We start from the raw sequence: 24,137 nt of genomic DNA, 5'->3' as shown, positions 1-24,137 counted from the left end.
CATGTAATGAAAAATGATGTAAAACCAGTCTATCTAAAATTGCGCGACGTGATCGCTGCAGCCATCCTTGACGGCAAATATAAAGAGGGGGAAATGCTGCCCTCGGTGCGTGCATTCGCAGCAATTCAGGGCGCAAATCCGCTGACTGTCGCCAAGGCTTATCAGCTATTTCAGGACAGCGGCTTGGTCTATGTCAAACGTGGCGTTGGCCTTTTTGTGGCCTGTGGAGCCACGGCAAAACTGCGGAGCTTTGAACGCGACAATTTCGTTCAGAATGTTTGGCCCGATATAAAGGCGCAGATGCAGCGTGCAGGCATTGATCCGGCAGAGTTGCTCGCGCTGACCTAAATACTGTCGGCAGTGGGCTTCAGGCCAGTTGATCAAAGGTAAATGGCGACATACCCCGCTCGCGTTCATTGAATACCAGCACGCGGCCAGCGGGCGGCGCGCTTCTTTGAGGGCATTCTGGTCGTGTACAAGCTGAACAGCCAAGCCCGATGGCCGTCGCCACGCCATTTATCAGGTCCATACCACGGGCAGCGGCTAAAGGTGCGGCAAGCTTTGCGTCCAAGCCGAGGCAAATCGCAAACTCCGCCTCCACGGCGCCGCTCACCGCGGTTTGCGGGTGCACGGTGCGGGACAAAGTGAACCAGCGACTGCCATCCTCCAATTCCACCAGATGCGGCAACAACGTTCCGGGCCGCGTAAATACATTATACACATTCCATAAGGGACAACGCCGATCAGTCGCCACCATTGGCGATGCGCTGGCACCGGCATAACGCTTGCTGCTTTGCCCTGCCCTATCGATGCGCAACATGAAAAACGGCAGGCCGCGTTGGCCGACGCGCTGCAACGTCGTCAGGCGGTGGGCGATCTGTTCAAACCCTGCGCCAAAGCGCCGCTGCAAAAGCATAATGTCATAACCCGTTGCCTCACACGCCCGCAGGAAGCGCGCATAAGGCATCATCACGGCAGCGGCGAAATAGCTGCTTAAATGGCGCCGATAGAGCCGTTCGGCGGCCCGCTCTGTGAAAGATGCTCCAGCAACCAGCGCGTCAATCTCCGCCTTTGCCTCTAACATACCAAGCTGCAAAGCCGCGGCAAAGGTGCGACTGGCAGGGTCAAGCAGCTCGGACAATTGCAACTGCCGTGCGTGCAGGTCTAGGCGGCGAAGCCTGTCAGGCATCACGTCAAACGGTAAAATCCTTATGGAAAGCTGATGCTTTATGCGGAGCCGTTCGGTAATCGCGCCATAAAGGTCCGCATTTGCGAGCCGCAGTTCATCAGCAAGGGTTTCCGCCTGCGAGTCCAAGTCGGCGAAATGATTGCGCCAACGCTCAATTTCACGCCGCGCGGATGCAATGGCTTCGGGTTCAACCTGCGCGCCGCCTGCTGCGGCACTGGCTCCGCCGTGTGAACCGCCCGAAAGACGGTCAAACGCCCGCGCAAACGCCTCGGCCGCATCGGGGCTGGCCGCGATCCATTCTTCCACTTGTGCACGGTCAACGGCCAAATCTGCAAACAACGGATCGCTGAGCCGGCGCCGGATTGCATCAACGCCGCCTCCCGGCGTTACACCCGTTAATGTGCGCGGATCAAAGTCATAAGACTGCGCCAGTTTCAACAACAAGGTAGCGGTTAAAGGTCGTTGATTGCGTTCAATCAGGTTGAGATAGGACGGCGAAATCGCAAGCGTGTCAGCCATCGCCCCTTGGGTCAGACCATAAGCGCGACGGATCCTGCGCACGGCATGTCCTGCATATAGTTTTTCTTCAGCCATATTTATATTGTCAATATCATTACAAAATTACAATTAAATGATAGAGTTTTACGACGATAACACAACAAATATTACAAAATTGACTCGGCTTTTCCGCGTAAGTAGCAGAACAGGAGGACATAAATCCCCACGAATGAAGGAATTGAACATGTCATATCAGACACTGATAGCCACAAATAGCGCGCAAATTGCCGCGCATAAAGGAACGTGGGATTCCATCAGCGCCGAATCCGTTGCGCGGATGCAACTGCAAAACCGCTTTCAGACAGGTCTCGATATCGCCCGTTACACCGCCAAGATTATGCGCGATGACATGGCAGCTTATGACGCGGATCCTGCACAGTATACGCAGTCTTTGGGTTGCTGGCACGGGTTCATCGCGCAGCAAAAGATGATCTCCATCAAAAAGCATTTCGGCACCACCAAGAAGCGCTATTTGTATCTGTCAGGCTGGATGATCGCCGCCTTGCGCAGCGAATTTGGTCCCCTGCCCGACCAGTCGATGCATGAAAAGACAAGCGTCCCTGCGCTTATCGAAGAACTCTACACATTTTTGCGCCAAGCCGACAGCCGCGAACTTAACATCCTCTTTCGCGACCTCGACGATGCGCGCGGACAAAAGGACACTGCACGCGCCGCCGCCATCATGGACAAGATCGAAAACCATGAAACCCATGTCGTACCCATCATAGCGGACATCGACGCCGGGTTCGGTAATGCCGAAGCCACATATTTGCTCGCAAAGAAGATGATTGAGGCGGGTGCCTGCGCGCTGCAGATCGAAAACCAAGTGTCCGATGAAAAGCAGTGCGGCCACCAAGACGGCAAAGTGACCGTGCCGCATGAGGATTTCCTCCAGAAAATCCGCGCGTGCCGTTATGCCTTCCTCGAACTCGGCGTGCCAGACGGCATCATCGTTGCGCGCACCGACTCGCTTGGCGCTGGCCTGACCAAACAGATTGCGGTGTCCACCGCAGCTGGTGACTTGGGCGATTTGTATAACAGCTTCCTCGATTGTGAAGAAATCGACCCCGCAACGGCGCAAAATGGCGATGTCATTTTGAACCGCAACGGCAAGTTGCTGCGTCCAAAGCGTTTGCCGTCCAACCTTTTCCAATTCCGTTCTGGCACTGGCGAAGACCGTTGCGTCTTAGATTGCATTACGTCTCTTCAGAACGGCGCCGACCTTATTTGGATTGAAACCGAAAAACCGCATATCGAACAGATTGCTGGCATGGTTGACCGAATCCGCGAAGTCGTTCCCAATGCAAAGCTGGCCTATAACAACTCGCCAAGCTTCAATTGGACACTAAACTTCCGCCAGCAAGTATTTGATACTTGGTCCGCAGATGGCAAAGACGTGTCCGCATATGAACGCGCCAACCTGATGAGCGCAAGCTATGATGAAACGCCTTTAGGTGTTGAGGCGGATGTTCGCATCCAGAACTTCCAGCGCGATTCCGCAAAGCGCGCCGGCATTTTCCACCACCTCATCACGCTACCAACCTACCACACGGCAGCCCTCAGCACGGACAATCTTGCGAAGGATTATTTCGGTGAAATGGGCATGCTGGGCTATGTTGCGGGTGTCCAGCGAAAGGAAATCCGTCAAGGCATCGCCTGCGTCAAGCACCAGAATATGTCGGGTTCGGACATTGGTGATGACCATAAGGAATATTTTGCCGGAGAAGCCGCTTTGAAAGCAGGCGGCAAAGACAATACGATGAATCAGTTTAACCAATCTGCATAAGGAGCAATCGATATGGCTGAACCGCAGCGCGCACGCGCCGTCCTCTCTACCGAGGACCTAACGCTTCTTCGGCAAGCATTGGTGCATTATCTTGAAGTCATTCAGGACAAGCCTGAATCGGTCAAGTTTGCGCGGCTGTATCACCGCCTTGGTAGCGCCGGCGGCAAATAAACCAGCCTATTCATTACAGTTTTTTCTGGGGAGGAAAAAAACCTTACCGCCGGCAGCAATGCCGGCGGTTTTTTTATTCCTGTAGGTCTCAAAATGCGCCTTTACTGGGCGGTCCAACCACCATCGACCGACAGGTTTGTGCCGGTAATCGCGCTCGCCTCATCTCGGCACAAAAACACCGCGAGGGCGGCCAATTGTTCGACCTGCACGAATTTCTTCTGCGGCTGATTGGCCAGCAGCACATCATTGATGACCTGATCCCGGGTTAGTCCGCGGGCTTTCATGGTATCAGGGATCTGGTTTTCGACCAACGATGTCCAGACATAGCCTGGGCAGATGTTATTCACCGTGATGCCTTCAGTCGCCACTTCAAGCGCAACCGTCTTGGTAAAGCCCGCAAGGCCATGCTTTGCCGCATTATAGGCCGATTTGAACGGCGATGCGACCAAGCTGTGCATCGATCCTGTATTGATGATACGGCCCCAGCCCTTGGCCTTCATCGCGGGCAAGGCGGCCTTTGTCGTGTGAAATGCCGAGGACAGGATGATGGACAGGATATCATCCCATTTGTCCTCTGGAAATTCGTCAACCGGCGCAACATGCTGTATTCCGGCATTATTGATCAAAATATCAGGCGATCCCAATAGGTTATTGCATTCAGAGACCATGGCCCGGATGCTGTCGGGTACAGTCATGTCGGCCGCGGAATAGTGCGCCTTTCCGCCGCTCACCTTGCTGAGTTCGGCAACATAGCTTTCTATCAGGTCAGCATCGCCAAAACCGTTTATCATCACATTTGCGCCTTGCGCGGCTAACGCCCGGGCATAGCCCCATCCGATGCCGGAGGTTGAACCAGTTATTAGTGCTGTTTTGCCTTTGAGGAACATAAGAATATGCCTTTACATTTAGGATGAGCTTGTCTTGCGCAATGTCCAGCTAAACGCAATGTTCCATCAGGACAATATACGGCGCGACGACCACGGACCGGGCGCCATGCAAACGGAGAATCCAAATAGATGCAATTATGTGCAAGGTCTGTCATAAACCCAGTATGCGTTTACAAGATTGTCATAATGTCGCCGATTTCCGCCGCCTAGCAAAGTCGCGCCTGCCTTCACCTATCTTTAATTACATTGATGGCGCTGCCGACGATGAACGCACCAAAATGCGCAACACTTCGTCTTTTGACGATTGCGATCTGGTGCCCAATGTCCTGGCGGGCGTGTCGGAGATCGATATGGGCGTGACCGTGATGGGGCAACGGATCGATATGCCGCTGATGCTCTCACCAACAGCCTTACAGCGCCTGTTCCATTGGCAAGGCGAGCGTGCCGTTGCGTCCGTCGCGCAGCAGCATAACACCTGGTTTGGTATCTCCTCATTGGCCACCGTCAGCATTGAGGAAGTCGGCGCGACCATCAAAACGCCAAAAATGTTCCAACTCTACATCCACAAGGATAAGGGGCTGAACACATCGATGATCGAACGCTGCAAAGCGGCGAAGTTTGATGCCATCGCGTTGACGGTCGATACGATAGTGTCCGGAAACCGCGAGCGATGCTTGCGCAGCGGGTTCACCTCACCCCCGCGCTTCACGCCCGCATCTGTGTTAAGCTATGCCATCCACCCAATGTGGGCCCTGAATTACCTGTTCCGCGAAAAATTCGCTCTGCCCAATCTGCAGACGCATGTCGATGCAGGTACCAATGTCGCTGTATCCGTCGCTGAATATTTCAACACTATGCTCGATACTTCAATGGACTGGACAATGGCCGAAAAGGTCCGTTCGGATTGGGGTGGTGAATTCTGCCTGAAAGGCATCATGTCCGTTGACGATGCAAAACGCGCCGTCGACATTGGCGCGACCGCAATCATGGTATCCAACCATGGCGGACGGCAATTGGACGGGTCGCGCTCCCCGTTCGATCAAATCGCCGAAATCGCCGATGCCGTGGGCGGCAAAATTGACATCATTTGCGACGGCGGCGTGCAGCGCGGAAGCCATGTATTGAAGGCACTTGCCGCAGGTGCCACTGCGTGTTCGGGCGGGCGGCTCTATCTTTACGCCTTGGCAGCAGCAGGGCAACCGGGCGTCGAGCGCATTGTCGGCAAATTGCGTGACGAAATCGCCCGCGATATGCGGTTGATGGGCGTGACATCACCGGCGCAACTTGACCGGTCCATGCTGCGCTGGCGCTAAGCTGAGGTAATAAGAAACCAAATAGCAATACCGGCCAACAAAACAGCAAAGACGCGGCGGACAATGTGCGTCCTGTTTCCGGCGGATATCCATCCATGCGCCTGCGCCGCCAGCGCGACGATAACCAGATACACAAAGGTGGCAATCGCAACATAGCTTGCCGACAGCAAAGCCGTTTGCGGCGCAACTGGCGCATTTTGTGTGATGTAGGCTGGTAAGACGGTTATAAAGAAAACCGCTGCCTTAGGGTTCAGCAAATTCAACAACAGCCCATGGCGAAACCACGCGCCGAGCGCATTTTTGCTTATGCCGTCTGCAATTGCTTCATCTTGCCCCGCCCATGTCTTCCACGCCAGCCAGAGTAAATAAGCGACGCCAGCATAGCGCAACAGGCTGAACAAAGCTGGAGAACGCGTTGCCAAAGCCGCAAGGCCAACAGCCGATGCCGCAGCCAATATCGCGAGGCCAAGCGCAATCCCGGCTACGGCCGCAAATCCAGACCTTTTTCCTTCGCTGGCGCTCGTCAGCGCCAACCATGCCATATTTGGACCGGGGGTAAGCTCGATCAGCATTGTTGTTATAAGGAAAGGTATAAAAAGTTCGGTAATCACATCACCGCATATCGCACGGCGCGACGAAATAGTCGATTGCGCTTGGCTTTGGAACGATAAGCCACCATTTAAGCGCTATGACATCCTACTCTTTTCTTGATCTGGTGCCGGTTGTGGAAGGCGGATCGGTCGCAAGCGCGCTCGCCAATGCGGCTGACCTTGCTGCAGTTGCCGAAAAGCTTGGCTTTACCCGTTATTGGGTCGCCGAACATCATGGCATGCGCGGAATTGCGGGCGCGGCCACCAGCGTCGTGATCGGGCATATTGCCGCTGCGACGCAGACCATCCGCGTTGGCTCCGGCGGCATCATGTTGCCCAACCATTCGCCCTTGGTCATTGCCGAGCAGTTTGGCACGTTGGACGCGCTGTATCCGGGGCGGATTGATCTGGGGCTTGGCCGCGCACCTGGTAGCGACCAGCGCGTCGCAGCTGCGATCCGGCGAACGCTCGACAGCGATCCCAATGCATTCCCGGGCGATGTGATGGAATTGCAAAGCTATTTCGCCGATGATGGCAAAACCGGCATCGTCGCAACGCCGGGTGCAGGCGCCCATGTCCAACTCTATATCTTGGGCAGCAGTCTCTATGGCGCACAGGTGGCAGCCGCATTAGGCCTGCCCTTCGCCTTTGCCAGCCATTTTGCGCCACAGATGCTGGATGAGGCGCTGCATATCTATCGCAGCCATTTCCGCCCAAGCGCCGTGCTTGACGCACCCCACGCCATAGCCGCGTTCAACATCATCGCTGCCGACAGCGATGCGGAAGGCGAATTTTTAGCAAGTTCATTGATGCAAAGCTTCGTTGCGCTGCGCACTGGCAACCCACGCCAATTGCCCCCACCCGTAGAAGGCTATGTCGCGTCCCTGCCCCCGCATTTTGCATCTGCGCTGCATGACGTGCTGTCCGCCAGCGCGATTGGTGCGGCTGACACGGTCAAGTCAGCCGTGCAGGAGTTTCAGGCGCGAACACAGGCCGACGAAATCATCGTCGCTTGCTCGGTTTTCGACCATGAAAAGCGCAAGCGGAGTTTGGAAATTACGGCGGAGGTTTTTGCGCGGCTTTAATAGGATGCGTTAACAAGGATTTGCCGCTCAAGTGCGAGCCTTCAACACGTGATAGGCACCAGCCTACGCTGGTGTGACATGGTGTTTATCATAGAAGCTTGAAGTTACAATTTATCGTCGCCCCAGCGTAGGCTGGGGCCTATTACGTCTATCGGTTTACACAACCGCCAGAAGCGCTATTCTGAAACGCGAGATAGGCCCCAGCCTAAGCTGGGGCGACGGGTGTTCAAAATCCCGATTTTCTAAACCTCAATACACCCGCGGCTTCGGCTTGATATACTCTGCCTCGTCGGTGAGCGTGTAATCATGCACTGGGCGGTAGTCGAGTTTGACTTTACCGCCGGAGCCGCCCCAACCGTCAAACCATGACGCCGTGTGCTTCATCCAATTGGCATCGTCCCGCTCGGGGAAATCTTCGTGCGCATGGGCGCCGCGGCTTTCCTTGCGGTTGTTTGCGCTTTCGACCGTGCAAACCGCCTGTGCCATCAGGTTATCCAGCTCAAGCGTTTCAATCAGGTCCGTATTCCAGATCAGGCTGCGGTCGGTCACATGCACGTCGGCGAGACGCTTGTTGACCTTCTGCATTTCAACGACGCCTTCTTCCAACAACGCGGTGTCGCGGAATACGGCGGCATGCTTTTGCATCGTCCGCTGCATTTGCAAACGGATCTCGGCAGTCGGGGATCCGCCCTTTGCATTGCGGAACCTGTCGACGCGGGCCAGTGCGAGGTCTGCGGCATCAGCCGGCAATGCCTTGTGCGGCGCGCCGGGTGTCAAAGACGACTTCAAATGCAAGCCCGTTGCGCGGCCAAACACAACAAGGTCAATCAATGAGTTGGAACCCAAACGGTTGGCGCCATGCACCGAAACGCAGGCAGCTTCACCAACAGCATACAGGCCCTGAACGATGACTTCGGGATCATCGCCTACCTTGTTGACGACTTGGCCATGATAATTGCACGGAATACCGCCCATATTATAGTGAACCGTTGGCGTCACAGGCAAAGGTTGGCGTGTCAGGTCAACGCCAGCAAAAATCTTACCGCTTTCGGTGATGCCCGGCAAACGCTGCGCCAATACCGCAGGGTCGATATGGTCGAGGTGCAGGTAAATATGGTCCTTATGTTCGCCAACGCCGCGCCCTTCGCGCATTTCAAGCGCCATAGAACGGCTGACCACGTCGCGTGATGCAAGGTCTTTTGCCGATGGGGCATAACGCTCCATAAAGCGTTCACCTTCGCTGTTGGTCAGGTAACCGCCCTCGCCGCGTGCGCCCTCGGTGATGAGAACGCCAGCGCCGTAAATGCCCGTCGGGTGGAACTGAACGAATTCCATGTCTTGCAATGGCAAGCCAGCGCGCAAGACCATGCCGCCACCATCGCCGGTGCAGGTATGGGCAGACGTTGCGGAGAAATAAGCACGGCCATAGCCGCCGGTTGCAAGCACAACAGCGTGGCTTTTAAACCGGTGGATGCTGCCATCTTCCATGCACATGGCTATGACGCCGCGGCATTCGCCATTTTCCATGATGAGGTCGAGCGCGAAATATTCAATGAAGAAGTCCGCGTCATATTTCAGGCTCTGTTGATACAAAGCATGCAACATGGCGTGACCGGTACGGTCGGCTGCCGCTGCGGTACGTTGTACCGGCGGGCCTTCGCCCATATTCTGCATATGGCCGCCAAAGGGGCGTTGATAGATAGTGCCGTCAGCGTTGCGCGAGAATGGCACACCGGCATGTTCCAATTCATAGACTGCGGCAGGCGCCTCACGCACCATATATTCGATGGCATCTTGGTCACCGAGCCAATCGGAGCCCTTGACCGTGTCATACATATGCCAGGTCCAATGGTCTGGCGAGTTGTTGCCCAGCGATGCCGCAATCCCGCCCTGCGCCGCAACAGTGTGCGAACGCGTTGGGAAGACTTTGGTAATACAAGCTGTTTTCAAACCTGCTTCCGCACTGCCCATGGTGGCGCGCAGACCCGACCCGCCGGCGCCGACGACGACGGTGTCATAGGTGTGGTCAATAATCTTATAAGCGTCTGACATCAGGCGGGAGCTCCGGTAAATGCGAGTTTTGCGACGACGAAAATGCCAAACACGGCGCTGGCGATGACGTAAAAGTTCAATAATGTCATGGCCGCGAACTTCAGGCCGTCATCATGGACATAATCCTCGATCAACACCTGAAGGCCCAGGCGGGCATGCGCAAAGATATTGGCGATCATCAAGATCATTGGCACTGCGACCAATGGCTGCGCCAACCACTGCGCGAGTGCAGCGTGGTCGAAACTTGGAATCATCAGCAACGATAATACAAACCAAGTGGTCAGCAAGATATTGCCAATGGCGGTCAAACGCTGTTTCAGCCAATGTTCGCCGCCATGCTTGGCCGAACCTAGGCCGCGGACGCGACCGATATATGTTCTACTGTCCATCACAAAACTCCAAGAAAGCGCGATGCCACAATCAGGGCGACCAGTGCAGTTGCAAAAATGGCTGCAACAAATGCAACCGATGCCCACAGGCGGTTGGTCTTCAATTCATAACCAGCGCCAATATCCAAGACGAGGTGGCGAAGACCCGATGCCAAATGTTGGAAGAAGCTGAAAGTCACGGCCAAGGCCACAAGGCGGAAGAACCAGTTACTGGCGATTTGCAAGGCTGTGCCATCGGCACCTGCCGAAACGACATATTGCTGGAACGTGGCATAGCTTTCCGCGCCACCCCCAATGGCCGACAACCACCACAATAAAGTCATCATTCCAGCAGTCGCGAGAACAAAGCCTGTCGCGCGGTGGAAGATTGAAATGGCCATCTGCGGTGACCAACGATACACCTGCAAATGCGGTGACAGTGGCCGGTTGGGGTTTTTCGCCATAATTTTAGCGTCCTTCATAAATGCAAGCAGTCGACGTTGCCACGCTCTTTAATCTATTAATTCTATGGTGCAAGACCTGCGCAGTGCGAAACGCGCAATCGGCTAACCAATTTAGGCAATAACTTTGGTTGAATTTTCGTCTGCGCTGTGAAAAGCAGCCCCCATGAAAACGCATATCTTGATCACTGGCGCCTCTCGCGGAATTGGCGCAGCAATCGCCGCAAGCTTTGACCCTGCCACTACGAAGGTGGTTGCCTTGTCCAGCAAGGACGGCGACCTGAATGACCCCGCGGTTCCCGCGCTGCTTTGGGCACAGGCGCTTGAGGGCTTGGGTGGCCGGATTGACGTTCTCATTAATAATGCAGGCGTCTTCGAAGAAAACCCGGTTTCACGGCCCGACCATGCATGGCTGGAAAGCTGGAACCGCACGATGCAGATTAACCTGACGGCCAGCGCGGATTTGTGCCGCCGCGCGGTGCTGCATTGGCAGACCAAAGGCGCGTCAGGCCGTATCGTCAACATCGCCAGCCGCGCCGCATATCGCGGCGATAGCCCTGCCCATTGGCATTATGCCGCGTCAAAGGCAGGCATGGTCGCGATAACCAAGACCATCGCTCGAGCTTATGCCAAAGAGGGTATTTATGCCTTCACCATCTGCCCCGGCTTCACAATGACAGGTATGGCCGAAGACTATCTGGAAAGCCGCGGCGGCGATAAATTGCTGACCGACATTCCTTTGGGCAAAGTCGCCGACCCCGAAGAGGTCGCGATCATGGCAAAATTCTGCGCTATGGAAGCGCCGCCATCGATGACCGGCGCGGTGCTCGACGTAAATGGCGCAAGCTATGTCCGGTGATTGGAAAGTCCAATTTCCCTGCACCCGTGCAGAGGCGGAGGCCATCCATGAAGACGATGAATGGTTAGCGTCGCTCGACCCCATGCCCTCTATAGTGGCGGATGAAGTTGAGGCGTTTAACGACAATAAATGGCAGTTAAATGCCTATTTCGCAGGTAAACCAACGAAGGCGGTTATCAAGGCCATTCAAAGTCGCTTGGGCAGTGCGGCAAAGGCAAAACCCATCATCGAAAAGCTCCCCGATGCCGACTGGGTCGTGATGAGCCAACAAGGGTTAAAGCCCGTCCATGCAGGTCGTTTTTATGTCCACACCAGTTCGAACAAGGGCACCGTTCCCAAAGGCGCCACGCCGTTCCTAATTGAGGCAAGCCGCGCTTTTGGTACCGGCGGCCATGAAACCACCACAGGCTGCCTGAATATGCTTGACCGCATGAAACGCGCTGGCAAACGGTTCGATTTGATCGCAGATATTGGAACGGGCACGGGGCTGCTCGCCTTTGCCGCACATCGCTTGTGGCCAAAGGCCTATTTGACGGCGTCCGACATTGATCCGGTCAGCGTCGACGTGACCGCAGATAATGCGCAGGTCAATAACGTGCCCTGTGGCGTCTCTCAGGGACAACTCGCGCTTTGTGTAGCCGAAGGTACCGCGCACCCGGTTATCATCACACGGGCGCCCTACGACCTCGTTACGGCCAATATACTTGCCGGCCCCCTGATTGAGCTTGCGCCGTCGATTGCGGAGATTGTGGACGACAATGGTTCCTTGATATTGGCGGGACTGTTGAACACACAAGCGGAGGCTGTATTGCGCGCGTATAAGCTGCACGGCTTCCGTCTGGAAAAGCGAGCCGATTGTGGTGACTGGCCGTGCCTGTGGCTCGTGAAACGCCGCGCTTATGGTTGGAAACGCCACGTGCGCGCCAGTGGCCGCACGAGCCAACCACCCGGAGATTTCGGCACGTGGTAGCGCCAAATTAGTCAGCGACCGGCGCCCAATGTATATGCTTGCGTACCGCGCGTGTGCAGAACGTCTTCTGCCAATATCTCCCCAGCTTTTATGTCGGGCAGCGTTTCCAGCTGCGCATATAGCGGCGCGAAGTCGGTCTTGACCGTGACGTTCAGCAATTGGTCGATGCTCGAAATCACAAAATAGCTCTGCTGAAAATCGTCAATCCGGTAATGCGTGCGCATGACCCGAAGCAAATCAAACGCGATCCGGTTCGGGCTTGGATCATCCAACGCAAAGATGCTTTCTGCATAGCTGGAGAATATCCCTGCACCATAAATGCGCAGGCCATCGGCTTGCTGGATCAGGCCGAACTCCACCGTATACCAATATAGCCGCGCCAGATGGTCGAGCGCACCAAAGCCCAACGACCGCAGCCCGCCTTTGCCATAGGCCACCATATAATCGGCAAATACGGGATCGGCGAGCATCGGCACATGGCCAAACACGTCGTGAAAGAGATCTGGTTCTTGCAGATAATCCAGCTGGTCTGGTGTCCGAATGAAATTACCGGCGGGAAAGCGGCGGTTGGCCAGATGGTCAAAAAACACCGCATCAGGCACAAGGCCGGGAACCGCCACAATCTGCCAACCCGTCGCCGCCATCAACCGTGCGTTCAATTCGCGATAATCGGGAATGCCGGGGCGGGACAGCTTCAGCACGTCAATACCGCGCATGAACGCATCGGCAGCACGTCCGGGTAGCATGGCGGTTTGCCGTGCAAACAATCGGTCCCAGCTTGCATGCTCATCCGCGCTGAACTTTTCCCAATTTTGGGGCACGGTCCAATCGGCATGCGCGCCAGCAGGTGGCGTTTCATAAATGTGGCTATTGGAATCCATGGCAATTGGTTACACTTGAAACCGGATTGCAGCAACTGCTGTCGCGTCCCCCGCTTGATTGGATTGCGGTAGGTTTGACCAATAGACGGGATAGGTCCCAACTTGCGCTGGTCGACAAAAAAGGTTTCACGCAGAGGCGCAGAGATCGCAGAGCTGCATTCCCCCCAGCGTCATGCTGAACTCGGTTCAGCATCCATCGTGCCACATAAACCGAAGTTTTGGTCTGATAAATGGACCCTGAAACAAGTTCAGGGTGACGGCGGGGGCGACGGGATGAAAAATTACGCCGCCAACCCGGTCCGCAGCATTAGGCGCTTTGCACGATATTAGCCCATTCTGCTTCATCAATAACCTGAATGCCAAGCGCATTTGCCTGCTTCAGTTTCGATCCAGCACCGGGGCCAGCGACAACCAGATCGGTTTTTGCGCTGACCGAACCCGCTGCTTTCGCGCCCAAGGCCTCGGCCTGCGCTTTCGCTACATCGCGGCTCACCGTCTCCAATTTCCCGGTGAAGACAATCGTTTTCCCCGTCCACGCGCTCTCACGAATGTTGGAGACATAAGCAGGCGGCTGCACCGCATTTAAAAGGTCGTTCCAAACGGAGAGATTATGGGGTTCATGGAAGAAGTCCCCCAATGCCTCGGCCACTGCGCCGCCGACCCCGTCTATCGCGGTGACATCGGCAATCGCAGCTTCATCCGCCTGCGCTAGTTTTAGGCCGACCTTGCCGATTTCTTCGACCGATCCAAACGCCTTAAACAAATCCCGCGCCGTGACCGTTCCGATATGACGGATTCCCAAACCAAAAAGCAGTTTCGCGCCGTCTGGCGCGCGCTTTGCTTCAATCGCTGCCAACAGGTTATCCACAGACTTATCCTGCCAACCATCACGCACCAATATGTCGGCGCGGCGGTTGCGCATCCGGAATATATCGGCAGGGCTCTCCAGCCAGCCCAGATCAAAAAATTCCTGAATGGTTTTCTCTCCCAGCCCCTCAATATCGAGCGCGCCGCGGCTGACAAAATGGATAAGGCGTTGCACGCGTTGCGCGGGGCAAATCAGCCCTGCTGTGCAGCGGACATCCACTTCGCCCTCTTCGGCCACCGCCTCGGAACCACATTCCGGGCAATGCGAAGGGAATTCATATGCCGGACGCACATTTTCACGTGTGAGATTTTCGACAATTTGGGGGATGACATCCCCTGCCCTTTGCACCACCACACGGTCGCCCGGACGCACGCCGAGGCGCGCTAATTCGTCGCGGTTGTGCAGCGTCACATTGGACACCACAACACCGCCGACTGTGACTGGCGTGAGGCGGCCGACCGGCGTCAACTTGCCCGTCCTGCCAACCTGGATATCAATTTGCTCCAGCGTCGTTTCCGCGCGCTCTGCGGGGAATTTATGCGCAATGGCCCAGCGCGGTGATTTGGCCACAAAGCCAAGCCGTTCCTGCCATTCCAAGCGGTCCACCTTGTAGACAACGCCGTCTATATCATAAGGCAAATCGGCCCGGCGGCGTTCGATGTCCGCATAATGCGCAAGGACGTCATCGATGTGATCAAAGCGGCGTAGCAAAGGCGAAATCGGCACACCCCAATCGGCAATCGCCGCCATCACCTGACTTTGCGTATCGGCGGGCAGCGCACTTACCTCACCCCAGCCATGCGCCAGAAAGCGTAAGGGTCGCGATGCCGTAACCTTCGCATCCTTTTGCCGCAAAGACCCCGCCGCCGCATTGCGCGGGTTGGCGAAAAGCTTTCCATTTTTTGCCATTTGCGCGTCGTTAAGCGCCGCAAAGTCCGATTTCGCCATATAGACTTCGCCGCGTATTTCGAAAACGTCTGGCACGACGCCTTTAAGCCGTTGCGGGATGTCGGGGATGTAGGCGACATTGGCGGTTACATCCTCACCCACGCTGCCGTCACCCCGCGTGGCCGCTTGTTTCAAGACACCTTTTTCATATCGCAGCGAGAGCGAAAGCCCGTCAATCTTGTCCTCTGCGGTCAACGCCACTTCAGAGTCCGTAGCAAGGTTCAAGAACCGTCGCACGCGCCCGACAAAGTCATGCACATCTTGCGCCGCAAAGGCATTGTCGAGGCTCATCATCCGCTTGGCGTGGGTGATTTTTTGAAGCCCCGAGCCTTCGACCGCCGCGCCCACTTGCGTGTTAGGGCTATCGGCGCGGATCAGGTGCGGAAATGCAGCCTCTAGTTCATTGTTACGACGCACCAATAGGTCATATTCCGCATCGGAAATTTCAGGCGCATCTTCGGCATGGTAGCGTTTATTGTGGTACACAATCTGTTTCGCCAAGCGCATAAGCTCATTGGCAGCATCCGCCTCAGATGTCACTCACTCGCTCCCGTGACAGGGTTGGCCACGTCAAACGTCACCCGGAACAAACGGTTCGGGCGTGCCAATTCATAGGTTAATGACCGACCGGCATCGATTTCAAATGCCCAAACGTTCGTGTTCGAAACCGTGCGACCTTCTTTGGTGAACATCGCCTTGGAATACGCATCAGCGGGAAATTCCTGTCGCGTCGCTGTTCCCAATATCCCGGTGTCGCCGCCATATTGCGACACAGGGTCTTCGGTGCCGTCCTTTAACATATGGCGGTGTTTCAGGCGCAGGCCGTTGTCGGTCCGCGATATGATCCAAGTCCGTGAGCGATCTTCGCCAACATCGAAGGAAATCTGAATTTCGCGGTCGGTGCAGGTGCGGACATGGGCCTGCATCTTGGCCGTGGCAAAGCTTGCGTCGCTGTCATCGCCTGCGGCCAGTTTGCCGATGAAGCTCTTGCCGCACAGCGTGAACATGTCTGCGAAAAACCTGTCAGCTGGTTGTGCAGATGGTTGCGGCGTCGCATAGGCGCTGGCCGACAAAGCCACCAAAATCCCAAATGTCTTCATACCGTCTCCAATAAACGCACAGCCTGCGCCCGTGCCTCGTCTGTTATCTCTGCACCGGACAGCATACGGGCGATTTCTTGGCGGCGGGCTTCAGCGTCCAGCAAGGTGACACCTGTACGGGTCACTGTGCCTTGGCTCGATTTCGCGATGAAATAGTGCGCCTTTCCTTTGGCGGCGACCTGCGGGCTGTGCGTGACGGCCAATAACTGTGTGCGGGTCGCAAGGCGCGCAAGGCGCTCGCCAATCGCCGCAGCAACCGCGCCACCCACGCCCCGGTCGATTTCATCAAAGATAATCGTGGCAGCGCCGCCCTCTTCGGCCAATGCGACTTTCAACGCCAGAATGAAACGCGACAATTCCCCACCCGATGCGATCTTCGCCAAGGGTGCGAAAGGTGCACCGGGGTTGGTCGAAATGAGGAACTCGACGCGATCCATGCCAAAGGCCGTCCAGCGGTCTTCCGGCAGTCGCTCGACTGCGGTCTGAAATTGCGCCGCATCCAGCTTTAATGGCGCAAGCTCATTCTTCACCGCCGCGTCCAACTTAACCGCAGCCGCTGTACGGACCGCAGACAATGCGTTTGCAGACTCGACATAGGCACTGTGCTTGGCCTTGACCTCAGCCTCCAGCACCGCAAGTCCCTCGCCGCCTGCCTGTATCGAATGCAACTGCGCCGTCAGCTTTTCCTGCAACGCGATAATGCCGTCGGGCGCAATATTGTGCTTGCGGGCCAGTGCGCGTAGCTCAAACAAGCGCTCCTCAATCTCATCAAGCCGTGCAGGCTCATATTCAATCGCGCGCGCGGCGGCGTTTAACTTATCTTCCGCCTCGCTCGCCTCGATCACCGCGCGGTCCAATGCGGTTAGCGCCTCGGCCAGTAACGGGTGCGCGTCGGCCAGACGGTCCAGTTTGCGCGCCGCGCCGCGAATGAGCGCCAAGCCGCTTTTCGGGCCATCAAAGCTTTCCAGCACGGCCTTCAGGTCTTCGGCAATGCGCTCGCCCTTTTGCATGTCGGACCGCTCGCCAGCGAGCTGCTCTTCCTCGCCCGGTTGCGGTTGGAATGCGGCGAGTTCGGCGACGGCATGCTCCAACCATTCGCGGTCGCGCGCTGCGTTTTCAAGCGCCTCACGCGCAATATCCAATCGCGATTTGGCATCCTGCCACGCGGCAAAATTGGCCGATACGGTTGCCGTATCACTCCGGCCAAAGGCATCCAGTAATCCGCGATGTCCCCGCGGGTTCAACATGCCGCGATCATCATGCTGGCCGTGAATTTCAACCAATGCCGCGCCCAATTCCCGCAAAAGCGCTGCGGAACAAGGTTGGTCGTTGATAAACGCCTTGCTGCCGCCATCGGCCTTCACCGATCGGCGGATGATTAACGGCTCATGGCTATCAATATCAATGTCATTGTCGGCCAAGAACGCCGCAACATAAGCGGGTGTATCAAAGCTTGCCGTCACCTGCGCCTTGTCCGCGCCGGACCGCACCAAACCGCTATCGGCGCGCGCGCCAAGGGCAAGGCCAAGCGCATCCAACAATATGGATTTACCGGCTCCGGTTTCACCGGTGAGCACACCAAGACCGCTTGCAAATTCCAAGTCCAGTGCCTCGATCAGCACCACATCGCGGATCGAAAGCCCCGTTAGCATGGCATTACGCGGCGGGTGCGTTCTTCTGCATCAAGTCATAGGCACGCGCATACCATTCGCTGCCGGGATAATTGGCACCCAGAACGGCCGCCGCCTTCTTTGCCTCTTCGGGCACGCCCATTGCAAGATAGCTTTCGGTCAGACGATACAGCGCCTCTGGCGCGTGGGTCGTGGTGTCATATTTATCGACCACTTCACGAAAGCGCAGCGATGACGCCAGCCACAAGGCACGCCGTTGGTAGAAACGGCCAATTTCCATTTCCTTGCCGGCCAGATGGTCGCGAACAAGGTCAATCTTCAACGTGGCATCCGACGCATAACGTGATGTCGGGTAACGGCGCTGCACTTCACCCAAAGCGGCTAATGCTTGCTCCGAAATCTTCTGGTCACGCGTCACATCGCTGATCTGCTCATAATAAGACAAAGCAATCAGATAATAAGCGTAGCCCGCGTCCTTGTTGCCCGGATGGATCGACAAGAAACGGCGCGATGACTGGATCGACTCATTATATTTCTGCGCCATATAATAGCTAAACGCGCTCATAAGCTGCGCACGGCGGGCCCAGGGCGAATAAGGATGCTGACGCTCTACCTCGTCAAATAACGCCGCTGCGACTTCATATTGCTTTTTATCAAGCTTGTCCTTTGCGGCCGCATAGAGCGTATTTACGTCACGCGCGACATAACGGGTGTTGCTACCCGGCTTTGCTCCACCGCCACCCAAACCGAATGCAGCGCAACCGGAAAGCAGGGAAGATGCGGCCAACACCGCGACGGACACAAGGAATTTTTTGTTCATGAATGTTCCCTAGATAATCTTGTCCGCCCCGCCAAGCCTTTTGCTTGGTAAGGCGCATAAACTCGCATGAAGCGTGGCCGAAATATTCTGTATCGGTGATGAACTGCGGCCCCATTAGCCATAAAAAAAGGGGCCGCCGAAGCCGCCCCTTTCCTCTCCAATCCTTTACGGATTTAATCTTTCAGGAACGCAGGCACATGGTCGGGATCGCCCCCGCCCTTGTTTTCGCCCTCTGAACGGTCTTGGCGTGGGCCACGGTCGCCGCGGCCTTCACCACGTCCACCGCCATCACGACGGGGTCCACGGTCGCCACGGCCTTCACCGCGTCCACCACCGCCGCCTTCACGACGGGGACCACGATCGCTGCGCTCGCTCTTTTCGCGGGGCGGGCGTGTGTCTTCGAGCTCTTCACCGGTTTCCTGATCAACAACGCGCATTGACAGGCGCACCTTACCGCGTGGGTCGATTTCGAGAACCTTGACCTTAACGTCCATGCCTTCGCTAACGACGTCCGTAACCTTCTCTACGCGCTCATTGCGCATTTCGCTGACGTGGACGAGACCGTCCTTGCCACCCATGAAGTTTACGAATGCGCCGAAATCAACCAGATTGACGACCTTACCGTCATAAATCTTGCCGACTTCTGCTTCTTCAACGATGCCCGAAATCCACTTACGGGCCGCTTCGATTTGCGCGATGTCAGACGACGAAATCTTGATAAGACCTTCGTCATCAATGTCGACCTTTGCACCGGTGGTCGCAACGATTTCACGAATGACCTTGCCGCCGGTGCCGATGATGTCGCGGATTTTCGCTTTGTCGATCTGCATGGTTTCAATGCGCGGCGCATGCGCGGACAATTCGCCACGGGCTTCGCCCAAGGCTTTGGCCATTTCACCCAGGATATGCGCGCGGCCTTCCTTGGCTTGGTTCAACGCAGCTTCGAAGATTTCGCGGGTAATACCGGCAATCTTAATATCCATCTGCATCGTGGTGATGCCTTCAGACGTACCTGCTACCTTGAAATCCATGTCGCCGAGATGATCTTCGTCACCCAAGATATCCGAAAGGACTGCGAAATCCTTGCCTTCAAGGATCAAGCCCATCGCGATGCCCGAAACCGGACGCTTGATTGGAACGCCAGCGTCCATCATCGCAAGGCTGCCGCCGCACACCGACGCCATCGACGACGAACCATTGGATTCGGTAATGTCGCTGGTGATGCGGATTGTGTAGGGAAATTCATCCTTGGTTGGCAACACAGCGTGCAGCGCACGCCATGCAAGCTTACCATGGCCGATGTCGCGGCGGCTTGGTGCGCCAAAGCGACCAACTTCACCAACGCTATAGGGTGGGAAGTTGTAATGCAGCATGAAGTTTTCATAATGCAGGCCACCAAGGCCATCGATCATCTGCTCTGCGTCCTTGGTGCCCAAGGTGCAGGTTGCGATGGTCTGGGTTTCACCACGGGTGAACAATGCCGAACCATGTGAACGTGGCAAGAAGTGCGTTTCCGCCAAAATAGGACGGATTTGCGATGTTGTGCGTCCGTCGATGCGCGTGCCGTCCTTCAGGATGGCGCCGCGCACGATTTCGGCTTCCAGCTTCTTCATCAACTTGCCTGCGGCCAACTGATCCTGTGGGCTTGCGTCGGAGAAAGCTTCCTTTGCCGCTGCACGCGCTGCATTCAGGGCGTTCGAACGTGCCGACTTATCGGTCAACTTGTACGCAGCGGCAATATCCTTGCCGATAAGCTTCTTCAGCTTATCCTTCGCGGCCGAGAGATCGGCCTGCTCTGCCATCGCCCAAGGCTCCTTCGCAGCTTGCTCGGCAAGCTTGATGATAGCCTTAACGACTTCCTTACATGCATCATGTGCAAACAGAACGGCACCGAGCATGATTTCTTCCGAAAGCTCATTCGCTTCGGATTCCACCATCATCACGGCGTCATAGGTTGCAGCAACGACGAGGTCGAGGTCGCCTTCGGCAACCTGTTCGTCCGTTGGGTTCAGGATATATTCGCCGTTCAGGTAACCAACGCGCGCTGCGCCGATTGGGCCCATGAATGGAACGCCCGAAATGGTCATTGCTGCCGACGCGGCGACAAGTGCCAGTATGTCGGGCTCATTCTCGCCATCATAGCTAAGAACCTGCGCGATTGCGTTGATTTCGTTATAGAAACCTTCTGGGAACAGCGGACGGAGTGGACGGTCGATCAGACGCGATACCAGCGTTTCCTTTTCAGTCGCACCACGTTCACGCTTGAAAAAGCCACCCGGAATACGGCCGGCTGCGGAATATTTTTCTTGATAGTGAACGGTGAGCGGGAAGAAATCCTGCCCTTCTTTCACCGACTTTGCGGCGGTAACCGCGCAAAGCACAACAGTTTCGCCAAGCGATGCCATAACAGCGCCGTCAGCTTGACGGGCAACTTTGCCCGTTTCGAGTGTCAGGGTTTGTCCGCCCCACTCGATGGATACAGTCTTCGTGTTAAACATAAATTTTCCTTTGACCCGCATGCCCAATGCGATGCGGGGCCTCTTGAGTTGCGGAAATACCGATCCGCCGCGGATGGGGCATTTTCGAGCCCCGATGACAGTCCAGCCTCATTGCTGGAATGCCCTTTTCATGCGCACCCGAAATTCATTTTTGGAGGGCGCAAAACGAAAACGGCCCGCCAAAGCGGGCCGAGAGTGAATTTACTTACGAAGGCCAAGCTTCGCGATGAGGGCGGTATAACGCGCCGCATCGATTTTTTTCAGATAGTCGAGAAGCGAACGACGCTTGTTAACCATTTGCAGAAGACCACGACGCGAATGATTATCCTTATGGTGGTCTTTAAAATGGGACGTCAGGGCATTAATACGGTCGGTCAGGATGGCAACTTGCACTTCTGGTGATCCGGTATCGTTAGGCTCGCGAGCGTGCTCTTTGATGACCTGGGCTTTACGTTCTGCAGTAATAGACATATTTTTCCTTCGAACATCATGGAGTTAAGTTAAAGCCACGGACGGTTTTCAATATCCCGTCGACGTTCTGCACCAATGCGATAGGCCGCAAATCTGCGTCCCTCGCCCAATGTAGCCCATCTTTCATGGCAATCCCGGTCAAGACGCGGCCCTGTTGGACCGCCCTTGCCTGTTCCGGGGAGAGATTAAGAGCCGGGATGTCGACCAGCCCTGCCTCTATCGGCAAGATAATGTCTTCTTGGGCGGCTCCATGGCCGAATGCATTCAGTTTGTCTAGCGAAATCGCGCTTTGCACGCTGAACGGCCCCGCGCGCGTGCGGCGCAACATAGAAACATGCCCGACTGTACCGACTGCATACGCAATGTCCCGCGCCAAACTGCGGATATAGGTGCCCTTGGAGACATCGGCGGTGAGTGTGACGGCGTTCAACGCGCCAGTGGTCGCATCCGTTTGTATACAAAGGTCATGCACCGTCACGGCACGCGATTTCATCTCCACGACCGCACCTGCCCGCGCCAAGTCATAGGCCCGCTTACCGTCAATCTTTATAGCCGAATAAGCAGGCGGAATTTGCGCGATGGGACCGGTAAATTGGGCAAGCGCAGCTTCAACTTGCGCCAAGCTTGGGCGGTGATCGGATGTCGCAACGACATCCCCTTCTGCATCCAAGCCGCTGGTTTCTGTCCCAAAGCAGATTGTAAAGTCATAGGTCTTCGATGCGTCCAGCATACGGCCACACAATTTGGTCGCTTCGCCCAAAGCAATCGGCAGAACGCCCGTGGCCAGCGGGTCAAGCGTTCCGCCATGACCCACCTTGACCTTGCCAAAGCCCGCTTCACGCAAATTTCGCTTTACGGCAGAAACCGCCTGCGTTGACCCCAACCCAAGCGGTTTATCTAGAATGATCCAGCCATGCATGCTGATCTATCGCCCTGCCCGCGCCTCGTTAAAATGCTTGCGGCACATGGCGATATAGCGGTCATCACCGCCAATTTCGGTTTGCGCGCCGTCGACCACTGCTTTTCCGAACTCATCCACACGCAAGTTCATTGTGGCCTTGCGTCCGCAATCACAGACACCTTTAAGCTCAACGAGACTGTCTGCTATTCCAAGCAAGGCAGCAGATCCGGGAAACAGTTCGCCTTGGAAATCCGTACGCAGGCCGTAACACACAACCGGAATTCCCGCCTTGTCGGCGAGTGCCGCGGCTTGCCAAACCTGCTCTTTGCTCAAAAACTGCGCTTCGTCGATCAATACGCACGCCAAAGGCGTTTCATCATGCTGGGCAAGCACCGCTTTTTCGATATCGGTTGCCGTGTCAAAGCGGCTAGCGTCGCCTGCAAGGCCAATACGCGAGCTAATCGCACCATAGCCGGGCCGATCATCAATAGCTGCGGTCCAGAGCATGACCTTCATGCCGCGCTCACCATAATTAAATGCCGCCTGCAACAAGGTTGAGGACTTACCAGCGTTCATCGACGCATAATAGAAATAAAGCTTAGCCATTATTCGCCAGCGTCCTTGACTTGAATGGGCGTTGCATCACCAGCCTGTTTTGCGAGCTTGCGGTCAAAGGTCAGGAAAGAATCATGACCCGCCGCTTCAACCAAATGAAGCATGTCACCAACATCCGCGCCGTCTGCATATCGTGTCAAAGCCCAAGACAGGAGGGCAGGATCAGACACAATAACGTCTGGCATCGCAATAAGCGCAAGCAATGCCGACGAAATCGCCTTTGGCGATTGATTGTATCGGGATTGCAACAGCCACGCGGTTTCCAAGATAACCGAATTGCTAACAAAGGCACCGTGCATCAATATTGCACGTGCGCGCGGCGACTGTTCGCGGTCGTCGTCCAGAAAATATCTGGCCAGAATGTTCGTATCGACAACGTCCATTTAATCGTCGAATTTGGGTGATTTTTTGAACATGTCAGCGATGGCTTGCTTTTCCTGTTCATCCGTAAAGCGAGGTCCTTCATATTGAATGGCCTGACGGATTGCCGCGTCGCATTCTGCAAAGCTGCGCTTTTGGGAGCCCGACGCTATTTTTAGGAACATACCGCCGCCAGTCTCGATGATATCCAAGGCAGTGCCGGGCACCAGCTTAAGCCTATCGCGCACATCCTTAGGTATGACGACTTGGCCTTTTGACGATACGGTGGTTTGCTGGTTCATAAAAGGTAAGATACGTCTTACCTAAACCCGTGTCAATCCTCACCGTCAGTCAAGTCCTGCTGGACCTTGGGCGCGCTTAATAAGGTTTCGATATGCGTTGCTTGGTCAAAACTATCGTCCGCTAGGAATTTCAGTTTTGCGGCATATTTCATGCTGACCCGTGCGGCGACTTCCTTTTGAAAGAATGCGGTGTTGGTGCGAAGTGCTTTCAACACCACCGCCTCATTCACCCCAAGCAGCGGTTTGATAAACGCTGTCGCATGGCGCAAGTCTGGGGACATACGCACTTCGGTTACGCTTACGCTATGGCTATTGAGGACGTCATCATGCACCTCACCGCGCGCGAGCAATTCGGACAATATATGCCGGAATTGTTCCCCAACGCGCAGCAGGCGAACCGAACGGCCTTCGGGGCCCGTATCATTATGTTTAGCCATGATATTCCCCGTTTAG

General features: G+C 55.7%; 25 protein-coding genes. 7 read left to right on the top strand and 18 right to left on the bottom strand.

The window, feature by feature from the left end; all coding sequences use genetic code 11:
* Positions 1–6: 6 nt before the first annotated feature.
* The gene (locus Q0O33_RS06135; protein WP_295497345.1) at positions 7–348 is read left to right on the top strand and encodes a GntR family transcriptional regulator; all 342 of its coding nucleotides are present in this window, start codon (positions 7–9) and stop codon (positions 346–348) included.
* Between the two features lie 19 nt (positions 349–367).
* Here the strand turns inward: Q0O33_RS06135 and Q0O33_RS06130 are convergent, their stop codons facing one another.
* Entirely contained in the window at positions 368–1,783 is a 1,416-nt protein-coding gene (locus Q0O33_RS06130) for a short-chain fatty acyl-CoA regulator family protein (RefSeq protein ID WP_295497344.1), read from the bottom strand.
* A 148-nt stretch (positions 1,784–1,931) separates the two neighbouring features.
* Between Q0O33_RS06130 and Q0O33_RS06125 the strand changes: the two genes are divergently transcribed.
* Complete coding sequence (locus Q0O33_RS06125) at positions 1,932–3,533, top strand: isocitrate lyase (RefSeq protein WP_295497342.1); 1,602 nt, start codon at positions 1,932–1,934, stop codon at positions 3,531–3,533.
* A 12-nt stretch (positions 3,534–3,545) separates the two neighbouring features.
* Positions 3,546–3,704 (top strand): hypothetical protein, encoded by a 159-nt coding sequence (locus Q0O33_RS06120; RefSeq protein WP_295497340.1) that lies wholly within the window; start codon positions 3,546–3,548, stop codon positions 3,702–3,704.
* Positions 3,705–3,805: 101 nt separating this feature from the next.
* Here Q0O33_RS06120 and Q0O33_RS06115 read toward each other — a convergent pair whose 3' ends face one another.
* Positions 3,806–4,591 (bottom strand): 3-hydroxybutyrate dehydrogenase, encoded by a 786-nt coding sequence (locus Q0O33_RS06115; RefSeq protein WP_295497339.1) that lies wholly within the window; start codon positions 4,589–4,591, stop codon positions 3,806–3,808.
* A gap of 164 nt (positions 4,592–4,755) precedes the next feature.
* Here Q0O33_RS06115 and Q0O33_RS06110 point away from each other — a divergent pair, with 164 nt between their 5' ends.
* Positions 4,756–5,904 (top strand): alpha-hydroxy acid oxidase, encoded by a 1,149-nt coding sequence (locus Q0O33_RS06110; protein WP_295497338.1) that lies wholly within the window; start codon positions 4,756–4,758, stop codon positions 5,902–5,904.
* On the opposite strand, the gene Q0O33_RS06105 is transcribed toward Q0O33_RS06110, so the two are convergent.
* Positions 5,901–6,476 (bottom strand): LysE family translocator, encoded by a 576-nt coding sequence (locus Q0O33_RS06105; protein ID WP_295497336.1) that lies wholly within the window; start codon positions 6,474–6,476, stop codon positions 5,901–5,903. The genes Q0O33_RS06110 and Q0O33_RS06105 overlap by 4 nt on opposite strands.
* Positions 6,477–6,592: 116 nt before the next feature.
* On the opposite strand from Q0O33_RS06105, the gene Q0O33_RS06100 reads away from it, so the two are divergent.
* A complete protein-coding gene (locus Q0O33_RS06100) occupies positions 6,593–7,579 on the top strand; it encodes an LLM class flavin-dependent oxidoreductase (protein ID WP_295497334.1) in 987 nt (328 codons plus the stop codon).
* 249 nt (positions 7,580–7,828) lie between these two features.
* Here Q0O33_RS06100 and sdhA read toward each other — a convergent pair whose 3' ends face one another.
* From sdhA to sdhC, 3 genes are read right to left on the bottom strand one after another with little or no spacing between them, the layout of a single operon-like run.
* Positions 7,829–9,631, bottom strand: a complete 1,803-nt coding sequence (gene sdhA, locus Q0O33_RS06095) for a succinate dehydrogenase flavoprotein subunit (protein ID WP_295497332.1) — start codon at positions 9,629–9,631, stop codon at positions 7,829–7,831.
* Positions 9,631–10,020, bottom strand: coding sequence for a succinate dehydrogenase, hydrophobic membrane anchor protein (gene sdhD, locus Q0O33_RS06090; protein WP_295497330.1), 390 nt, complete (start codon positions 10,018–10,020; stop codon positions 9,631–9,633). The genes sdhA and sdhD overlap by 1 nt, the downstream gene beginning before the upstream one ends.
* Positions 10,020–10,463, bottom strand: coding sequence for a succinate dehydrogenase, cytochrome b556 subunit (gene sdhC / locus Q0O33_RS06085; RefSeq protein ID WP_295497328.1), 444 nt, complete (start codon positions 10,461–10,463; stop codon positions 10,020–10,022). Before sdhC ends, sdhD begins: the two co-directional genes overlap by 1 nt.
* A 163-nt stretch (positions 10,464–10,626) precedes the next feature.
* Here sdhC and Q0O33_RS06080 point away from each other — a divergent pair, with 163 nt between their 5' ends.
* Positions 10,627–11,319, top strand: a complete 693-nt coding sequence (locus Q0O33_RS06080; protein WP_295497327.1) for an SDR family oxidoreductase — start codon at positions 10,627–10,629, stop codon at positions 11,317–11,319.
* Positions 11,309–12,289, top strand: a complete 981-nt coding sequence (locus tag Q0O33_RS06075) for a 50S ribosomal protein L11 methyltransferase (RefSeq protein WP_295497326.1) — start codon at positions 11,309–11,311, stop codon at positions 12,287–12,289. Before Q0O33_RS06080 ends, Q0O33_RS06075 begins: the two co-directional genes overlap by 11 nt.
* An 11-nt stretch (positions 12,290–12,300) precedes the next feature.
* Here Q0O33_RS06075 and phhA read toward each other — a convergent pair whose 3' ends face one another.
* From phhA to rbfA, 12 genes are all read right to left on the bottom strand, one after another.
* The gene (phhA, locus tag Q0O33_RS06070; RefSeq protein ID WP_295497324.1) at positions 12,301–13,170 is read right to left on the bottom strand and encodes a phenylalanine 4-monooxygenase; all 870 of its coding nucleotides are present in this window, start codon (positions 13,168–13,170) and stop codon (positions 12,301–12,303) included.
* A gap of 307 nt (positions 13,171–13,477) precedes the next feature.
* A complete protein-coding gene (ligA, locus tag Q0O33_RS06065; protein WP_295497376.1) occupies positions 13,478–15,493 on the bottom strand; it encodes an NAD-dependent DNA ligase LigA in 2,016 nt (671 codons plus the stop codon).
* Between the two features lie 29 nt (positions 15,494–15,522).
* On the bottom strand, positions 15,523–16,086 hold the full coding sequence (locus Q0O33_RS06060) for a hypothetical protein (RefSeq protein WP_295497322.1): 564 nt from the start codon (positions 16,084–16,086) through the stop codon (positions 15,523–15,525).
* Complete coding sequence (recN, locus tag Q0O33_RS06055) at positions 16,083–17,738, bottom strand: DNA repair protein RecN (RefSeq protein ID WP_295497320.1); 1,656 nt, start codon at positions 17,736–17,738, stop codon at positions 16,083–16,085. The genes Q0O33_RS06060 and recN overlap by 4 nt, the downstream gene beginning before the upstream one ends.
* Before the next feature lie 4 nt (positions 17,739–17,742).
* Positions 17,743–18,537 (bottom strand): outer membrane protein assembly factor BamD, encoded by a 795-nt coding sequence (locus Q0O33_RS06050; protein ID WP_295497318.1) that lies wholly within the window; start codon positions 18,535–18,537, stop codon positions 17,743–17,745.
* Positions 18,538–18,710: 173 nt separating this feature from the next.
* Positions 18,711–21,035, bottom strand: a complete 2,325-nt coding sequence (gene pnp, locus Q0O33_RS06045; protein ID WP_295497316.1) for a polyribonucleotide nucleotidyltransferase — start codon at positions 21,033–21,035, stop codon at positions 18,711–18,713.
* Between the two features lie 201 nt (positions 21,036–21,236).
* A complete protein-coding gene (gene rpsO, locus Q0O33_RS06040; protein WP_125230333.1) occupies positions 21,237–21,506 on the bottom strand; it encodes a 30S ribosomal protein S15 in 270 nt (89 codons plus the stop codon).
* A 16-nt stretch (positions 21,507–21,522) separates the two neighbouring features.
* Positions 21,523–22,425, bottom strand: coding sequence for a tRNA pseudouridine(55) synthase TruB (gene truB / locus Q0O33_RS06035; protein ID WP_295497314.1), 903 nt, complete (start codon positions 22,423–22,425; stop codon positions 21,523–21,525).
* Between the two features lie 6 nt (positions 22,426–22,431).
* Entirely contained in the window at positions 22,432–23,013 is a 582-nt protein-coding gene (locus tag Q0O33_RS06030) for a thymidine kinase (RefSeq protein WP_295497311.1), read from the bottom strand.
* Positions 23,013–23,405, bottom strand: a complete 393-nt coding sequence (locus Q0O33_RS06025; protein WP_295497309.1) for a type II toxin-antitoxin system VapC family toxin — start codon at positions 23,403–23,405, stop codon at positions 23,013–23,015. The genes Q0O33_RS06030 and Q0O33_RS06025 overlap by 1 nt, the downstream gene beginning before the upstream one ends.
* Positions 23,406–23,684: an AbrB/MazE/SpoVT family DNA-binding domain-containing protein gene (locus Q0O33_RS06020; RefSeq protein ID WP_295497307.1), complete on the bottom strand. Its 279-nt coding sequence runs from the start codon at positions 23,682–23,684 to the stop codon at positions 23,406–23,408.
* 32 nt (positions 23,685–23,716) lie between these two features.
* Positions 23,717–24,121 (bottom strand): 30S ribosome-binding factor RbfA, encoded by a 405-nt coding sequence (gene rbfA, locus Q0O33_RS06015; protein WP_295497305.1) that lies wholly within the window; start codon positions 24,119–24,121, stop codon positions 23,717–23,719.
* Between the last annotated feature and the right edge of the window lie 16 nt (positions 24,122–24,137).

The sequence above is a fragment of the Sphingorhabdus sp. EL138 genome (assembly GCF_945862485.1).
In the GTDB taxonomy this organism is placed as follows: domain Bacteria; phylum Pseudomonadota; class Alphaproteobacteria; order Sphingomonadales; family Sphingomonadaceae; genus Sphingorhabdus_B.
The sequence above is the reverse complement of the archived record's forward strand: the minus strand, read 5'-3'. Positions and strand labels throughout refer to the sequence as shown.

Bases quoted from the DNA above. Each gene is read 5' to 3' on its own strand.
- Q0O33_RS06135 (WP_295497345.1), top strand. From the start codon at position 7: ATGAAAAATGATGTAAAACCAGTCTATCTAAAATTGCGCGACGTGATC.
- Q0O33_RS06130 (WP_295497344.1), bottom strand. From the start codon at position 1,783: ATGGCTGAAGAAAAACTATATGCAGGACATGCCGTGCGCAGGATCCGT.
- Q0O33_RS06125 (WP_295497342.1), top strand. From the start codon at position 1,932: ATGTCATATCAGACACTGATAGCCACAAATAGCGCGCAAATTGCCGCG.
- Q0O33_RS06120 (WP_295497340.1), top strand. From the start codon at position 3,546: ATGGCTGAACCGCAGCGCGCACGCGCCGTCCTCTCTACCGAGGACCTA.
- Q0O33_RS06115 (WP_295497339.1), bottom strand. From the start codon at position 4,591: ATGTTCCTCAAAGGCAAAACAGCACTAATAACTGGTTCAACCTCCGGC.
- Q0O33_RS06110 (WP_295497338.1), top strand. From the start codon at position 4,756: ATGCGTTTACAAGATTGTCATAATGTCGCCGATTTCCGCCGCCTAGCA.
- Q0O33_RS06105 (WP_295497336.1), bottom strand. From the start codon at position 6,476: ATGCTGATCGAGCTTACCCCCGGTCCAAATATGGCATGGTTGGCGCTG.
- Q0O33_RS06100 (WP_295497334.1), top strand. From the start codon at position 6,593: ATGACATCCTACTCTTTTCTTGATCTGGTGCCGGTTGTGGAAGGCGGA.
- sdhA (WP_295497332.1), bottom strand. From the start codon at position 9,631: ATGTCAGACGCTTATAAGATTATTGACCACACCTATGACACCGTCGTC.
- sdhD (WP_295497330.1), bottom strand. From the start codon at position 10,020: ATGGACAGTAGAACATATATCGGTCGCGTCCGCGGCCTAGGTTCGGCC.
- sdhC (WP_295497328.1), bottom strand. From the start codon at position 10,463: ATGGCGAAAAACCCCAACCGGCCACTGTCACCGCATTTGCAGGTGTAT.
- Q0O33_RS06080 (WP_295497327.1), top strand. From the start codon at position 10,627: ATGAAAACGCATATCTTGATCACTGGCGCCTCTCGCGGAATTGGCGCA.
- Q0O33_RS06075 (WP_295497326.1), top strand. From the start codon at position 11,309: ATGTCCGGTGATTGGAAAGTCCAATTTCCCTGCACCCGTGCAGAGGCG.
- phhA (WP_295497324.1), bottom strand. From the start codon at position 13,170: ATGGATTCCAATAGCCACATTTATGAAACGCCACCTGCTGGCGCGCAT.
- ligA (WP_295497376.1), bottom strand. From the start codon at position 15,493: ATGCGCTTGGCGAAACAGATTGTGTACCACAATAAACGCTACCATGCC.
- Q0O33_RS06060 (WP_295497322.1), bottom strand. From the start codon at position 16,086: ATGAAGACATTTGGGATTTTGGTGGCTTTGTCGGCCAGCGCCTATGCG.
- recN (WP_295497320.1), bottom strand. From the start codon at position 17,738: ATGCTAACGGGGCTTTCGATCCGCGATGTGGTGCTGATCGAGGCACTG.
- Q0O33_RS06050 (WP_295497318.1), bottom strand. From the start codon at position 18,537: ATGAACAAAAAATTCCTTGTGTCCGTCGCGGTGTTGGCCGCATCTTCC.
- pnp (WP_295497316.1), bottom strand. From the start codon at position 21,035: ATGTTTAACACGAAGACTGTATCCATCGAGTGGGGCGGACAAACCCTG.
- rpsO (WP_125230333.1), bottom strand. From the start codon at position 21,506: ATGTCTATTACTGCAGAACGTAAAGCCCAGGTCATCAAAGAGCACGCT.
- truB (WP_295497314.1), bottom strand. From the start codon at position 22,425: ATGCATGGCTGGATCATTCTAGATAAACCGCTTGGGTTGGGGTCAACG.
- Q0O33_RS06030 (WP_295497311.1), bottom strand. From the start codon at position 23,013: ATGGCTAAGCTTTATTTCTATTATGCGTCGATGAACGCTGGTAAGTCC.
- Q0O33_RS06025 (WP_295497309.1), bottom strand. From the start codon at position 23,405: ATGGACGTTGTCGATACGAACATTCTGGCCAGATATTTTCTGGACGAC.
- Q0O33_RS06020 (WP_295497307.1), bottom strand. From the start codon at position 23,684: ATGAACCAGCAAACCACCGTATCGTCAAAAGGCCAAGTCGTCATACCT.
- rbfA (WP_295497305.1), bottom strand. From the start codon at position 24,121: ATGGCTAAACATAATGATACGGGCCCCGAAGGCCGTTCGGTTCGCCTG.